This window comes from bacterium (genome assembly GCA_030247525.1).
GTDB lineage: Bacteria > Electryoneota > JAOADG01 > JAOADG01 > JAOADG01 > JAOTSC01.
In genome coordinates this window covers 13,647-28,154 of record JAOTSC010000027.1, presented here as the reverse complement: position 1 = coordinate 28,154, position 14,508 = coordinate 13,647, and the positions used below count along the sequence as shown (strand labels likewise).

12 protein-coding genes and 1 riboswitch are annotated in these 14,508 nt (G+C 49.4%); all 12 genes read left to right on the top strand.

The genetic code is table 11. The features are described 5' to 3' along the window. Nucleotides 1-380, top strand: a 380-nt coding sequence (locus OEM52_04305; GenBank protein MDK9699359.1) for a hypothetical protein, incomplete at its 5' end; no start/stop codon positions are given. 130 nt (nucleotides 381-510) lie between these two features. Further along, on the top strand, nucleotides 511-972 hold the full coding sequence (locus OEM52_04300; protein MDK9699358.1) for an Rrf2 family transcriptional regulator: 462 nt from the start codon (nucleotides 511-513) through the stop codon (nucleotides 970-972). Nucleotides 973-1,064: 92 nt separating this feature from the next. Continuing rightward, nucleotides 1,065-1,886, top strand: a complete 822-nt coding sequence (locus OEM52_04295) for a cytochrome c (GenBank protein ID MDK9699357.1) — start codon at nucleotides 1,065-1,067, stop codon at nucleotides 1,884-1,886. Nucleotides 1,887-1,888: 2 nt separating this feature from the next. Beyond that, nucleotides 1,889-5,512, top strand: a complete 3,624-nt coding sequence (locus tag OEM52_04290; protein ID MDK9699356.1) for a nitrate reductase subunit alpha — start codon at nucleotides 1,889-1,891, stop codon at nucleotides 5,510-5,512. Nucleotides 5,513-5,526: 14 nt separating this feature from the next. Then, on the top strand, nucleotides 5,527-7,026 hold the full coding sequence (gene narH, locus OEM52_04285) for a nitrate reductase subunit beta (protein MDK9699355.1): 1,500 nt from the start codon (nucleotides 5,527-5,529) through the stop codon (nucleotides 7,024-7,026). Continuing rightward, entirely contained in the window at nucleotides 7,019-7,564 is a 546-nt protein-coding gene (locus OEM52_04280) for a molecular chaperone TorD family protein (protein MDK9699354.1), read from the top strand. Before narH ends, OEM52_04280 begins: the two co-directional genes overlap by 8 nt. After that, complete coding sequence (gene narI, locus OEM52_04275) at nucleotides 7,557-8,876, top strand: respiratory nitrate reductase subunit gamma (GenBank protein MDK9699353.1); 1,320 nt, start codon at nucleotides 7,557-7,559, stop codon at nucleotides 8,874-8,876. Before OEM52_04280 ends, narI begins: the two co-directional genes overlap by 8 nt. Next, the gene (locus tag OEM52_04270; protein ID MDK9699352.1) at nucleotides 8,873-9,976 is read left to right on the top strand and encodes a cytochrome b N-terminal domain-containing protein; all 1,104 of its coding nucleotides are present in this window, start codon (nucleotides 8,873-8,875) and stop codon (nucleotides 9,974-9,976) included. Before narI ends, OEM52_04270 begins: the two co-directional genes overlap by 4 nt. A 1-nt stretch (nucleotide 9,977) precedes the next feature. Next, nucleotides 9,978-10,559, top strand: coding sequence for a hypothetical protein (locus OEM52_04265; GenBank protein MDK9699351.1), 582 nt, complete (start codon nucleotides 9,978-9,980; stop codon nucleotides 10,557-10,559). Nucleotides 10,560-10,590: 31 nt separating this feature from the next. Further along, nucleotides 10,591-12,102 carry an MFS transporter gene (locus tag OEM52_04260; protein MDK9699350.1) on the top strand — a complete coding sequence of 504 codons (1,512 nt, stop codon included), beginning with the start codon at nucleotides 10,591-10,593 and terminating at the stop codon, nucleotides 12,100-12,102. A gap of 17 nt (nucleotides 12,103-12,119) precedes the next feature. Further along, nucleotides 12,120-13,685, top strand: a complete 1,566-nt coding sequence (locus OEM52_04255; GenBank protein MDK9699349.1) for an MFS transporter — start codon at nucleotides 12,120-12,122, stop codon at nucleotides 13,683-13,685. A 75-nt stretch (nucleotides 13,686-13,760) separates the two neighbouring features. Continuing rightward, a complete protein-coding gene (locus OEM52_04250; GenBank protein MDK9699348.1) occupies nucleotides 13,761-14,312 on the top strand; it encodes a hemerythrin domain-containing protein in 552 nt (183 codons plus the stop codon). A gap of 31 nt (nucleotides 14,313-14,343) precedes the next feature. Beyond that, a riboswitch (molybdenum cofactor riboswitch) is annotated at nucleotides 14,344-14,461 on the top strand. Nucleotides 14,462-14,508: the final 47 nt, after the last annotated feature.

The window sequence follows — 14,508 nt, the reverse complement described above, 5'->3', positions numbered from 1 at the left end:
ATGTGGAAACGTTCTTTTCGGCAGCTTACTGGTTCGCCTATTGGGGGGACATTGCTAAAGCGCGAGACTTGAAAGCGCTAGCAGAAAAGCAATTCAACAAACGTCAAGATCGTTATTTGTTATTTATGTCGCTTTATCCAGCTGCAATGCTCCTCATCGCAAGGGAAATGACCGATCACTCAAGTCGTAAAAGTTTCATGGCTCGTTACGTTGCTGGTCGTGGAAACTCATTATCATCCTATATGGATCGAATCCACACGACATTGAAAAAACTACGAGTGAATCCGCAATCAGACTCCTTTTATTATTATTCTCACCTGCGAAATGAGTTGTTAGCCCTCGAACTTCCCTCGACCTTAGTACCTGAGGAGATCGATTGAGTGATTTGAAATATACCTAAGTTGTTGTGTATTAATGTGTGACTTAGAATTTATTTTTTATCTTCGTTCAAGATTGACATGCCTTGTCAAGGATCGTACATTCAAGAGTAAAAGACGCGAAACTCTTTATATGATATTCTCGAAACCAGTCACCTATGCCATTCGGTCACTTCTCTTCCTCTCCATTCAGGAGCGGAAGGAGTACTTATTGGGTACGACCATTGCCTCCTCCATCGGCATACCATCCCCTTATCTCGTGAAGATTCTTGGAACACTCACATCGGCTGGCATTTTACAAGCCGTTCGTGGTCCTGGTGGTGGGTTTCAGATGAGCATGCGGCCGGAAGAGGTATCCTTGAAGGCAATCGTCGAGCTGTTTGACGGTGTTCACCTTACGACGCAGTGTTTGTTGGGTTTGGGAAAGTGTGATGAGAGCAATAGTTGTCCCGTCCATGACCGTTGGAAAGAGTCGCGAGATCACATCGATGCCTTTCTATCAGGCACGACCATTGAGACGCTACGAACGCTATTGCGTGATAACCCTGACAAGTGCTTTAATGGCGTATTGGATCGGTCATTGATCTCAGTTTGACGTTGCGTCGTTTTTTTTGCGCCAATACAGGAGAATAAGAGTAGCAACTCTTTATATCTCCATCAACGAAAATCCTTTTGGGAATGTTGATCATGAACCCACCATTGCCAATGATGCATCGATCCGGTCATGCAAGGTGCCGCTGGATGGTTGCCATCCTGCTCCTGACTTTCATCACGGGAAGTTGGGCACAAGGCGATTCCTTGCAAAAGCGTTCGTCTGACTCACTTCATTCGAAGCAGGACATCGTTGCACGGCTTTTTGTCACGAAGTGTGCAGGCTGCCACACCATAGGCGGCGGTAAACTCACTGGGCCAGACCTCATCGTTGCGGCGACGTGGTCAGACAATGACTTGCATCCAGCCATCAAGCGAATGGAAAAGAACGTTGGACCACTTACGGATTCCATCCTTTCAACGTTGTCAACTTTTCTTCGCTCACCCGATACCAAAGATCGAATAAAAAGAGTTGAAGCACTTCTTTCGCAAGAGGAGATGGCGACGCTTGCCCCTGCTTCCGCCATGGTTGGTCAAATGCTGTTCAGTGGGACTAAATCGCTTCGTAACGGTGGACCTTCCTGCATTGGTTGCCATAAAATCAACGGGTACGGCGGTTTATTGGGATTGGATTTGTCTAGTACATACAAAAAAATGGGCAGAGTAGGCATGCAATCTGCCATCGAGCAAGCAAGTTTTAAGGTCATGGACGCTACGTACCGAACCCACAAGATTACGAAACAAGAAGCTGCTCACCTAACCGAATATTTCTCGAAGATTACGCCAACTAGCCCTGTCGATCATGAAACCGGACATGCCACGGTCGGGCTGGCAGTCGGGCTGTTGACGTTCCTTGGAATTGGTACGCTATATCGTTATCGGGTAAAGCCATTTAACCGTAGTTCACGCCGGAGTTAATCATGTCCTGGATTGCTGACATCTTTGCGCCGAAACAGCGCGCATGGGAAGATTTCTACCGGAACCGGTGGCAATACGATAAGATCGTTCGGAGTACCCACGGCGTGAACTGTACTGGTTCCTGCAGTTGGAACATTTACGTGAAGAATGGCATCGTCACTTGGGAAATGCAGGCGTTGGATTATCCCGAATTGTCGAAAGACCTCCCGCCGTATGAACCGAGAGGTTGTCAACGTGGCATTTCCTACTCCTGGTACATCTATTCCCCACTGCGCGTAAAGTATCCGTACCTGCGTGGTGCCCTGATGGATCTTTGGCGAGAAGCAAAGACTAAGTTCCCGGATGATTCGGTTGCTGCTTGGGCATCGATCGTTGAAAGTGAAGAGTCGCGCAAACGGTACCACAGTGCCCGTGGCAAGGGTGGTTTTCGCCGTGCTAGTTGGGAAGAAGTTCGCGAGATCATGGCGGCGTCCAACATCTACACGATCAAAAAACATGGTCCCGATCGCATCGTAGGATTTTCACCGATTCCCGCGATGTCCATGGTGAGTTATGCCGCTGGTTCACGCTTCATGCAGTTGATGGGTGGCGTCAGCATGTCGTTTTATGACTGGTACTGCGATCTACCTCCAGCGTCACCAGAAATATGGGGCGAACAAACCGATGTTGGTGAAAGTGCTGATTGGTTCCATTCAAAAATGATTGCCGTTGTTGGTTCCAACGTGCTCATGACCCGAACTCCGGATGCTCACTTTTTGGTGGAAGCGCGTCACGGCGGATCAAAGGTCGTCGTCTTTTCGCCAGACTTCAGCATGACCTCAAAGGTTGCCGATGATTGGCTACCGATCCATCAGGGACAGGATGGTGCCTTCTGGTTGGCAGTTTCCCACGTCATTCTTCGCGAAAATTACTTAGAGCGAACGGTCCCATTCTTTGAAAACTACTTGAAGCAATTCAGCGATGCCTCTTTCCTCGTCAAGCTGACTGCGACGGATGATGGTTGCTATACTGCCGGGAAGTACCTCCATGCCAAGGATTTGGATCAGTACGCCACCGAAGAAAACGGCGAATGGAAGATGTTGATACACGATCGCATCAGCAATGAACTTCGGATGCCGCTTGGTACGATTGGTCATCGCTGGCAAACGAAAAAAGGGGAGTGGAATCTCAAATTGGAGGATGCCATCACGGGAGAAGTGATCGATCCAGCCATTCAACTTCCAACGGATAAAACAGAACCAGTTACGATTCTGCTGAATGATTTCTGTGAAGGCAAGGGTGACGTGCTCAATCGGCATCGCGTCCGTGCCATGAAAATTGCGACATCAAAGGGTGACGTTTTCGTTACGACCGTCTTTGAACTTCAGCTTGCGTCGTATGGATTACGACAAGAATCTGGGCAATTGCCTGATTATCACGAAGATCAGCTCTATACGCCAGTATGGCAGGAAAAGTTCACTGGAATCTCTTCAGAACAAGTAATCCGTTTTGCACGAGATTGGGCACGTACCGCTGAAGCTACTGAAGGTAAGTGTAGCATCATCATTGGTGCCGGTGTCAATCACTGGTATCACAACAACCTCATCTATCGAGCGGCAATAAATGCATTGATCTTCTGCGGCTGCGTAGGCAAAAACGGTGGGGGTTTAAACCATTACGTTGGACAAGAAAAGCTGGTACCGCAGGAGTCTTGGGGCCCCATCGCCTTTGCGACGGATTGGGGTGGACCGCCACGGTTGCAAAATTCACCTTCATTTCATTACGTCCACTCGGATCAGTGGCGTTATGAAAAAGAGTTCAACGAGCTTTGTCCCGTCTCTGATAAGCAAAATGCCCTCTCCAGCGGTCACACCATCGACAAACAGATCCATGCCGTTCGTCATGGTTGGTTACCCTGCTACCCGCAGTTCGATCGCAATAGTCTCGAATTGGCAAAGGAAGCAGCCGCAAACGGTGCCAAGACTGATGAGGAAATCGTTGCTTACGTTGCGGATCAAATTCGCAACCGCAAGCTAAAATTCTCGATGGAAGATCCGGACAATCCGTCGTGTTTCCCGCGGGTTTGGTACATCTGGCGTGGTAACGCGTTAATGTCCTCAGCCAAGGGACACGAGTACTTCTTGAAGCATTATCTAGGCACGCACAATAACTCAATTGCCGATGAAGTTGCCAAAGATTCCGTGCATGACGTCGTCTGGCATGAAGCGGTAACGGAAGGCAAGTTTGACCTGATCGTTGACGTCAATTACCGAATGGACTCTTCCGCGCTTTACTCTGACATCGTATTGCCCACGGCAACATATTATGAGAAGAATGATCTCAACTCAACGGACATGCACGCCTTCATTCATCCGCTACAGGCTGCCGTACCCCCTTGTTGGGAGTCAAAGAGCGATTGGAACATTTTCCGCGACTTGGCCGAGGACACTAGCAAATTGGCCAAAAAGCACTTCAATGGTCCGGTGAGGGATGTCATCGCCTTCCCATTGTTGCACGATACGCCTGCAGAGCTCGCGCAGCCAACCATGTTGGATTGGACGAAGGGTGAATGTGCGGCCATTCCAGGCAAGACGATGCCCAACCTGAAAGTGATCGAACGGGACTACACCAAGATCTTCGAAAAGTTCATCTCGCTTGGACCAGGTTTTCGCAACAATGGACTCGGAATTCATGGAACCGTGTTTCAGGTAGATGATCTGTATGATAAGTACTTGGAGTACAATCCAACGGAAGAGTGGGGTGGTAAAAAGTATCCATCGCTGAAGGAAGACCGAAGCGTCTGTGAGGCGATTCTACATTTCTCTTCCGTAACCAATGGTGAGTTAGCGTATCGTGCGTATGCCGCCGAAGCCATCAAGACTGGTATCGATCACACGCACGAAGCAGAAGCGACCCGGGATGTTCGAGCCAATTTCGATTCCATCATTGCACAACCATTCCGAACGTTAACGACCCCTTACTGGACGGGAAACACGCGAAAGGGGCGCACCTACTCGGCATACTGCCAAAACATCGAAGGTTTGATTCCCTTCCGCACGTTAAGTGGCAGACAACATCTCTACTTCGATCACGATGCGTACATCGCCTTTGGTGAACACCTACCGACCTACAAGCCGCGACCCGATCGAGTTGTCATTGGCGATCTAGTCAAATCATCCGTGAGTTCCGGAAGCATCGTTTTGAATTATCTCACGCCTCATGGCAAGTGGTCAATACACTCTACTTACAGCGATACGTTGCGAATGAGAACGTTATCACGCGGTGTCGATCCGCTTTGGATCAACGTGGAAGATGCCGCCTTGATTGGCATTGAAGACAATGACTGGGTAGAGGTGTTCAACGACCATGGCGTCGTTTGCACCAGAGCCAACGTCAGTGCACGCATACCGCGCGGCATCTGTCTATTGTACCACGCACCTGAGCGGACGTTGTCGGTACCCAAATCTAAGGAACGAAAGAACCGACGCGCGGGTGGACACAATTCACTCACGAAAGTTCGCCTCAAGCCACTGTTCATGTCGGGTGGTTATGGACAATTCACCTATGCATTCAACTATTGGGGTCCACAGGGAATCAATCGTGATACCTTTGTAGTCGTAAAAAAACTAACCAAAGTCGATTGGTAGCGAAGGAGACCAAGATGAACGTTCGCGCACAACTGGCAATGGTGTTTCACCTCGATAAGTGCATTGGTTGCCATACCTGTAGCGTTGCTTGCAAGAACATTTGGACTGATCGTGCCGGTGCCGAATACATGTGGTGGAACAACGTCGAAACCAAGCCAGGCACGGGTTACCCATCGCGATGGGAAGACCAACTGAACTTCCAAGGTGGTTGGGAATTAACCCGAAATCGGGAATTGAAATTGCGCAGTCAGGGACGCATCGAAGCGCTATTCAAGCTGTTCTACAATCCCCGTCAACCTAGTTTGGATGATTACTACGAACCATGGACGTACGAGTACTCTAATCTGTTTGATGCACCGGAAGGGGATGATCAACCCGCCGTTCGTGCAATATCGCAAATCACCGGTGAGCCGATCGACATCAAATCCGGGCCGAATTGGGATGATGATCTTTCCGGTTCTCCGATCTATGCCGCCAATGACGTTAACCTCGATGAATTGACCGATGGCGAACGGGAGCAGTTGTTCGAAGTCGAACGCATCGCAATGATGTATCTACCGCGCATTTGCAATCATTGCGCCAATCCGTCATGCGTGGCTGCTTGTCCTTCGGGTGCGATCTACAAGCGTGGTGAGGACGGCATCGTCTTGATTGATCAAAACAAGTGTCGTGGCTGGCGTGCCTGCGTTCCAGCTTGTCCGTACAAGAAAATCTACTACAATTGGCAGACGGGAAAATCCGAGAAGTGCATTCTCTGCTTTCCAAGACTCGAGACCGGTCAGGCACCAGCATGCTTTCACTCCTGCGTAGGTCGCATCCGTTATCTTGGCGTTCTGCTCTATGATGCAGATCGGGTTCCCGACGCCTTGCGCGTAGATGATCGCATGTTGATCGAGAACCACCGTAACGTGCTGTGTGATCCATTTGATGAAACCGTCATCGCCTCGGCGAAGGAGAATGGCATCTCCGATGAGTTTCTCTTTGCGGCACAAAAGTCGCCCGTCTACGACTACGTGGCAAAGTGGAAGTTGGCACTACCACTTCATGCTGAATACCGCACGCTGCCGATGCTGTATTACGTTCCCCCACTACTTCCCGTGATGGGAAAGACCGATGCCGACAGCTACCAATCCACGACCAGTGATCTGTTTTCGGCACTGGACAATGCCCGCATACCCATCAAGTATCTAGCTCGCTTATTTGGTGCTGGTAACGTCGAACCTGTCGAACACGCGCTCAAGAAACTGTTGGCGGTTCGGTATCATCAACGTCAAAAGCAGGTGGGTGACGTTTCCGAACTGATTAGTCGTGCCATGCTCAAGGCGGCCGAATTGACCGAACGAGAAGCAGAGGCAATCTATCGGATGACGGCACTCCCCAACTTCATGGAACGATTTGTCATTCCACCACTGAACCGGGAAATGTCGATGGAAGGAACATGCAGTCCGGAACAATGCAAAGGTGGATGCGGTTTTGGTCCGGGTCAATCCTTGGCGGGGGTGAATCGTGACTAACAATCAGAATCATTCCCCCATAATCTTCAGCAGTTTTTCAAAACTGCTTGACTATCCGACGCCTGCGCATGAAGAGGCAATTTCATGTCTATTAGGGAGCGAAAGTTCACTCTCCGATGATTCCGTGACTGCGCTAAGACCGTTCGCGGATTGGTTCCAAACTACGCCATTGCTGCAACGAGAAGAGATCTACTCAAGTTTGTTTGACATTGATCCACGCTGCACGCCATTGCTGAGCATTCACCTCTTCGGTGAGGAGGATTATCGCCGTGGCGAGTTCATGGTCAAGTTAGGTGAACTATACGAAGTGTATGGAACTGAATTAGGAAGCTCACTTCCCGATCACATTGCAGTCGTCGTTGGTTTCGCGGCTAAACTTAATTTTGAAGAACGCGAAGATCTCTTTCATCATTGTTTGCGGACACCATTATCAAAAATGTTACCGCTGGTTCCAGATGATCACCCATATCGATCATTACTCCATGCACTCAGTACGATTGTGACGGTGGAGATGCCGAAGGAGGCGTTGCATGTTTGATGCGTTTCTATTCGCAGGATTACCCTATGCAGCAGTGTTGATCTGCATTGTCGGTGTCATTTACCGCTTTCGAAAACTCCCATTCGGCATTACGCCACGCTCCACTCAATTTTTGGAGCATGGCAAACTCCGGTGGGCTGCTGCTCCTTGGCACATCGCCATCATCCCAATCTTGATAGCGCACATTCTTGCCTTTGTCTTTCCAGCGCTGTGGCAAACGCTGTTGGCAAGTCAGGTCTTGTTAGTGACCCTTGAGATGGTTGGCATCGCGCTTGGCGTGACCGCCTGCATTGGCATTGCGATCATGCTTACCAGAAAAGTCATTGCTGGTAGGCTGCAAGCAATCACGGGCTTCAAGACAATTACCGTGCTGAGTTTGCTATTCGTGCAGGTTCTCTTGGGTGTGCTGACCGCAATCAATCATCGCTGGGGTGGTTTGTGGTACTCATCGACGCTTGCGCCCTACCTATGGTCGATGATCAAACTACAACCCGATTTGGGATACGTCACTGCATTGCCATTCATCGTAAAGATGCACATCGTCGGTGGCTTTCTGATCATTCTGCTAATCCCCTTTACCCGTTTGATTCACATGTTCGCAGTTCCCTATGAATATCTGTATCGCTTGCCGCAACGGGTGGTTTGGGCGCGTCCCCAATCGCTTGCGATGAATTCGAATGCGGTAAGGATGATCGATGCCCGGCGCAGTTTCATCAAGTCTGCCGTCGCAATGGGTGTTGGTGGCACCCTGCTTTCCTTTGGCGTCGCTGACAAAATGGTACGCTTCTTTGGGAAGCCTGAAATTGAGCCCGAGGAAGAGACTGCATTGTTGGCAACCCGTCTGAAGCGATTGAAAATGACTGCAGAAGAGAAGGAATTGGAGCTCGAGCGGCGAAGCAAGGACTACATCTTGATCGCTAGACTAAGCGAATTGAATGACAAGAAGGGAAAGTACTTCATCGATTACGAGATGCACCCGGCATTGGCATTCATGTTTGCGGACGGATTTCCATTGCTGATTTCGGCAAAGTGCACTCACTTGGGCTGTACCGTAGGTAGTGAGTTAGATGCGAACGGGAAGATTCTCTGCCCCTGCCACGTCTCATACTTCGACGTAAAGACGGGGGAACCAAATCCTGGTGCACCGGCCAAGGCACGCTTGCCACACTTGGGTTGGGTGATCAAAGATAATGACAACAACATCGTTGCCCACCAAAAGCCCGGTTCATCACCAGAAGGATCTTTCGACCGCAAGCGAGCAGACCAGTACCGGCTCTTCATCGCAAGGCAATACCAACCGGAGTCAGTATGAGCCGCACCCAATTGATTTCAACCGTGACGTCATTCGTGAAGGATCGTTTTCCAATCGAGAAAATGGACTTCAAGCACATGATCACGCAGAAGGAAGTACCGATTCACAAAATGAGCTGGGCATACTATACCGGTGGCTTGGTACTGTTTTTTCTGATCATCCAGATAGCAACCGGATTGATGCTGCTGTTCTACTACAAACCGACCGTCAGCGATGCGCATGAGTCGGTATCATTTCTCACCGACATTGTGAGCATGGGCGGCTTGATCCGCAACATGCACGCCTGGGCAGCATCCCTGATGATCTTTTGCGTCATCGTGCATTTACTCACGGCCTTTGCCATGAAGGCGTTTGCCAAGCCTCGGGAACTAACCTGGGTAACCGGTGTCGTCCTGCTACTACTGACCTTTGGGTTTGGCTTTACTGGATACTTGCTACCGTGGAATCAAATTGCGGTCAATGCCACCAAGGTGGGTTTGCAATCCATCGAAGAAGTGGGTGCCTATCTTCCGGCTGGTCTCGCACATTATCCGACGGTATTGCGGGAAACCATTCAGGGCGAAGCAACGCTGGGACAAGCAACGTTAAGTAGATTTTTTGCAATTCACGTCGTTGTTCTACCGTTTACGTTGCTGGCCGTACTTGGTCTACATCTCTTCTTCGTGCAATTGCACGGCATGAGTCAAGGGGTTGATCGACCCACGAAGAAACGGGAATTCTTCTTTCCATTCTTTGCCTTGAAGGATCTATCTGAGTGGGGATTTGCATTTCTCGCCCTGTTTCTGTTGGCACTTTGCCTTCCGTTTGAGTCTTTCTTCCCCTATCCGTTAGCAGAGCCATACAACGCACTTGGATCTACGCCGGAAGGAATAAAGCCCGAGTGGTACTTTTACTTCCTCTACTATCCAATGGAAATGCTACCGTTCTGGGTCATCATCATCATCACGAAAGTGCTGGTCATTGGCTTGTTTCTGGCGCCGTGGATATTCCGAAACACTTCACGTCGCGTCCTAGCGACCATCGCGATTGCAGCCGGCATGTACTTCGGTGTGATGACACTGTTTGGTAGCACGATCTACAAATTGGTGAAGGGTGGTTGAGATGTCATCAAAATCTCGCAATCTATTGCTACTAGTCTTCATTGCCATTGCCGCGGCATGCCATGCCTATCCGGAGTTCCAAGCGCAGATCCAAAAGAACTCCGGTACGCCGGTAAACTGCGCTTTCTGTCATTCGAACAGTAATGGTCCCGAAGGGGCATCACCAGGGCAAATAGGGGCATTGAATCCAACGGAACTCGAGAAGCTGAACCGAGCACGAATGGCATTTACACCGGGACAAAAGGTGGATAGTCCCATACTGAATCCGTTTGGCAATGCCATCATCGGCAAATTGGGCAGAACGAAATTCATCGAACTGCGACGCACGCCGGAAAAACTTTCTGGGTTACTGGATCCGCTTAGCGACATCGATCATGATGGTTCGACGGACGTGGAGGAACTTGCCAATGGTACCCATCCAGTGAATCCGCATAGTGGAAATCCTTGGAGTTTGTTCACGCACAACCTGTGGGAAAATCGTTTTCATGTCTTCATGATCATTCTGGCGACTCTGTTCGTGATGTATGGCATCCGCCAGTTGATCAATGGATTTGCCGCACTGCTGGCAGCTAACCGAAAATGATCGAAACGACCAAAGCTCGGGGGTTACAATAATGTCCGAATCCCGTCAAGCATATCAAGTGTTAATCCTAAACACGCTCGCATTCACCGTTTGCTTTTCGGCATGGATGATGAATGGCGTGTTGATCACATATCTCGTTGATCATGACGTATTCCTTTGGTCAAAAGCGCAAATGGGGTGGTTGATCGGAATACCGGTATTAACCGGTTCCATCTTCAGATTGCCAGTTGGCGTGTTGACGGATAAGTATGGTGGCCGAAGGGTCTATGCCATTCTGATGCTTTTGGCGGCAATACCGATGTACCTCATGAGCCATGCCGATTCCTATTATGGCTTTTTTTTGGCGAGTCTTGGCTTCGGTCTGTCTGGCGCTTCATTTGCGGTAGGCATAGCCTACACATCGATCTGGTTTTCCAAGCAGCATCAAGGAACTGCACTGGGCATTTTCGGCGTAGGAAATGCTGGATCTGCCTTGACAACGCTCGGTGCACCAACGGTCTTGATGTGGTTGACGGATAATCACACTCATCTGGATGGTTGGCGAAATCTACCCAAGATGTATGCCGCTGCGCTCTTGTTGATGGCGATCATCTTCTACTTCGCCACGCATGAAAAGCGAGCGGAACACACTGCAGGATTATCGCTTCGAAAGCGGCTGGAACCATTGAAATTCATTCGCGTCTGGCGGTTTGGGCTCTACTACTTCCTGGTGTTTGGTGCCTTTGTTGCATTGGCGCAGTGGCTGGTTCCCTACTACGTCAACGTTTACTCGATGTCCGTTACGATGGCGGGATTGATGGCATCCATCTTCAGTTTGCCATCTGGTTTGATTCGCGCGCTAGGTGGATACCTATCCGACAAGTTTGGTGCCCGACGAATGATGTACTGGGTGCTTGGTTCCTGCGCCGTGGGATGTGCATTGCTCTGCATACCACGCATGGACATTGAATCACCCGGTCAGGGGATTATGGCCGCTCGCTCGGGCGTCGTTACCGAAGCTACGCCGTTGAACGTGAAAGTCGATGAACGAAGCTACCCCCTCAAACAGGAACCGAACGGATGGCGTGACCGACAGGAAGGAAACTTCCTGGTCATGCCGATTGGAGAATTCTGGCAAGTTCCCGTCGAGCATCCGGGCGACAAGGTCATCAAGAAACAGTTGCTCGCCCGTGGCGTGACCCATCTGTTCTTCCAAGCAAACGTCTGGATTTTTACGGCGTTGGTCTTTGCGGTTGGCATCATGATGGGAATTGGCAAGGCTGCCGTTTACCGGCACATTCCCGATTACTATCCCGATCAAGTGGGGGTTGTTGGTGGGATTGTCGGCGTCATTGGTGGACTAGGTGGTTTCGTCTGTCCAATCATCTTTGGCTACATGCTGCAGGGATCCGGCATTTGGACAACCTGCTGGATATTACTGGGTGCCGTTGCAGTCATATCGTTGGTTTGGATGCATTTGGTCATTCAAAAAATGATGCACAAGCAAGTCCCTGATCTGATGCGTCAAGTCGACACGACGCATGAATCTGCAGTACGAACTTAAACTACGGAGAAAAAGTCATGGCAATGACAACTCAAAAATGGGACATTGAGAATGAGTCGTTTTGGCATCAGGAAGGGAAGCAGATTGCAAACCGTAATCTCTGGATTTCCATCCCATGCTTGCTTTGCGGATTTGCAGTCTGGATGTTTTGGTCGATCATTACGACGAAGATGCAAGAGCTGAAATTCGTCTTTGATCCAGATCCTGCCACCAACAAAGCCATGCTGTACACGTTGATTTCCATTTCGGGGTTAACGGGAGCAACGCTACGCATTCCCAATTCATTTTTCGTTGCCTTAAGTGGTGGTAGGAATGCCGTCGCGATTTCAACGGCATTGTTACTGCTGCCAGCATTGGGATTGGGAATTGCACTCAGTTCTCCGGGCACTTCGTATGCGGCATTCGTGATTCTCTCTGCACTCTCAGGCATCGGCGGCGGTGCATTTGCCTCCTCAATGTCCAACATATCGCAATTCTTTCCAAAACGCATGCAAGGAACCGCACTCGGATTGAATGCTGGTTTGGGAAACTTGGGCGTTAGCGTCATGCAAGTGCTGCTACCCTTCGTAATGACGTTCGGCGTGTTTGGTGCGCTGGGTGGTGATTCCTATCCTTTGACAAAAATCGTACAGGGAGTGCCAGTAACCAGCGGCATCTGGATTCAAAACTGTGGTTTCGTTTGGGTTCCCATTCTCATCGCATTAACGATCATTGCCTGGGCATTCATGAACAACATGGCGGTACACAAGGTTGGTTCTGATGCCAGTGCAATCCTAAAGATGCTGTATCTGATGTTGCTGGCTTATGGCGCATCGGCTGTGGGTTTGTATTTACTGATTTCCTTGAAGTGGAGCATGTGGATTGTTCTACCAATCACTATTGCATTGACACTCATGCTCATGAAGTATCTTTCACCGGGAAAGATCAGAACGAACTTGGAAAATCAGTTTGTCATTTTCAAGGAAAAGCACAATTGGGTAATGACTTGGCTCTATGTAATGACGTTCGGTTCCTTTATTGGATATTCTGCGGCCTTTCCAAAACTGATACAGGATGTCTTCGGCTATCTACCGGATGGGTCAGTCAATCCCAATGCACCAAGTCCATTCGCGTATGCCTGGCTTGGGCCACTCGTAGGCTCACTCGTTCGTCCCGGTGGTGGTTGGTTGTCTGACAAGTTTGGTGGTGCACGAGTTACGCAGTGGGACACGGTACTGATGATCGGTGCTGCGTTTGGGGCTGCCTTCTTCGTTCATGCCGCTCTGGGCGCACAACAACCGGAAATCTACTTCATGCCGTTTCTGGTAATGATGTTGTTACTGTTTGTCACCTCAGGCATTGGTAATGGTTCTACGTTTCGAATGATACCGATCATATTTGGACCCAGGATCGCAGGTCCGGTACTCGGATGGACTTCCGCAATCGCTGCCTACGGCTCGTTCATTATTCCACAAGTCTTTGGCGCGCAGATCAAAGCCAAAACACCGCAGTTTGCCTTTTACGGATTCATGGCGTACTACTTGAGTTGTCTTGTGATCAACTGGTGGTACTACGCAAGGAAAGGTGCTGAGAAACCCTGTTAATCTCGAAATTGATTTTCATCAAGAATTGTCTACCTGCTGTGTAGTAACTTGTAGGGAACCAAATCGGAGAAAAGAATGTACGCAACTGACGAACTACGTCATGAACATGAAATCATACTGCACCTCATTGCAGCATTAAGTAGTGCAACAGAACAGCTAGTAGCTGGAAAATTGATCAATACGGCTGATCTAGCTGACATGGTTGAAGCGATTCGAACCTTTGCCGATAATTGCCACCATGGCAAGGAAGAGGATTGTCTTTTTCCAGCAATGGAAGCGATGGGAATGTCGCGCGAAATGGGTCCAATCGGCGTAATGTTACACGAGCATGAGATGGGTCGTAAATTTGTTCGTGGAATGATGAATGGTCTAGAGGACATGAAAGCCGGACAATCCCATCAATCCTTTGCTGAGAATGCAAGTGGATACGTCTCGTTGCTTGCTAGCCACATCTTCAAAGAGAATAACATTCTGTTTACAATGGCTGAGCAGAGCATGTCACCGGCGATGCATGCTGATTTGAAAGAGAAGTTTGATTCCATTGAACGAGAGCGAATCGGTGAGGGCGTTCATGAGAAGATTCATGCTGATGTACACCGCTGGTTTGACTTGTACGCTGAAAAATGATAAAAATCATGAGTAGTTAGACTCATGAAACACGACACATCAGCTCCGAGATGATTTACCTACCTCATCTGAAATGGTACTTCATCCGATAGGGTTTTGCTGGAAACGGCAACGCCTGCCATTTGCGAAGGAGCGCCCCACGAACTCCCCGTTCTGCCAAGGGCGCATTGCGTAATTTTGACTGTGCGCTCGAGGT

Bases quoted from the DNA above. Each gene is read 5' to 3' on its own strand.
- OEM52_04295 (MDK9699357.1), top strand. From the start codon at position 1,065: ATGAACCCACCATTGCCAATGATGCATCGATCCGGTCATGCAAGGTGC.
- OEM52_04300 (MDK9699358.1), top strand. From the start codon at position 511: ATGATATTCTCGAAACCAGTCACCTATGCCATTCGGTCACTTCTCTTC.
- narH (MDK9699355.1), top strand. From the start codon at position 5,527: ATGAACGTTCGCGCACAACTGGCAATGGTGTTTCACCTCGATAAGTGC.
- OEM52_04290 (MDK9699356.1), top strand. From the start codon at position 1,889: ATGTCCTGGATTGCTGACATCTTTGCGCCGAAACAGCGCGCATGGGAA.
- OEM52_04270 (MDK9699352.1), top strand. From the start codon at position 8,873: ATGAGCCGCACCCAATTGATTTCAACCGTGACGTCATTCGTGAAGGAT.
- OEM52_04255 (MDK9699349.1), top strand. From the start codon at position 12,120: ATGGCAATGACAACTCAAAAATGGGACATTGAGAATGAGTCGTTTTGG.
- narI (MDK9699353.1), top strand. From the start codon at position 7,557: ATGTTTGATGCGTTTCTATTCGCAGGATTACCCTATGCAGCAGTGTTG.
- OEM52_04250 (MDK9699348.1), top strand. From the start codon at position 13,761: ATGTACGCAACTGACGAACTACGTCATGAACATGAAATCATACTGCAC.
- OEM52_04260 (MDK9699350.1), top strand. From the start codon at position 10,591: ATGTCCGAATCCCGTCAAGCATATCAAGTGTTAATCCTAAACACGCTC.
- OEM52_04265 (MDK9699351.1), top strand. From the start codon at position 9,978: ATGTCATCAAAATCTCGCAATCTATTGCTACTAGTCTTCATTGCCATT.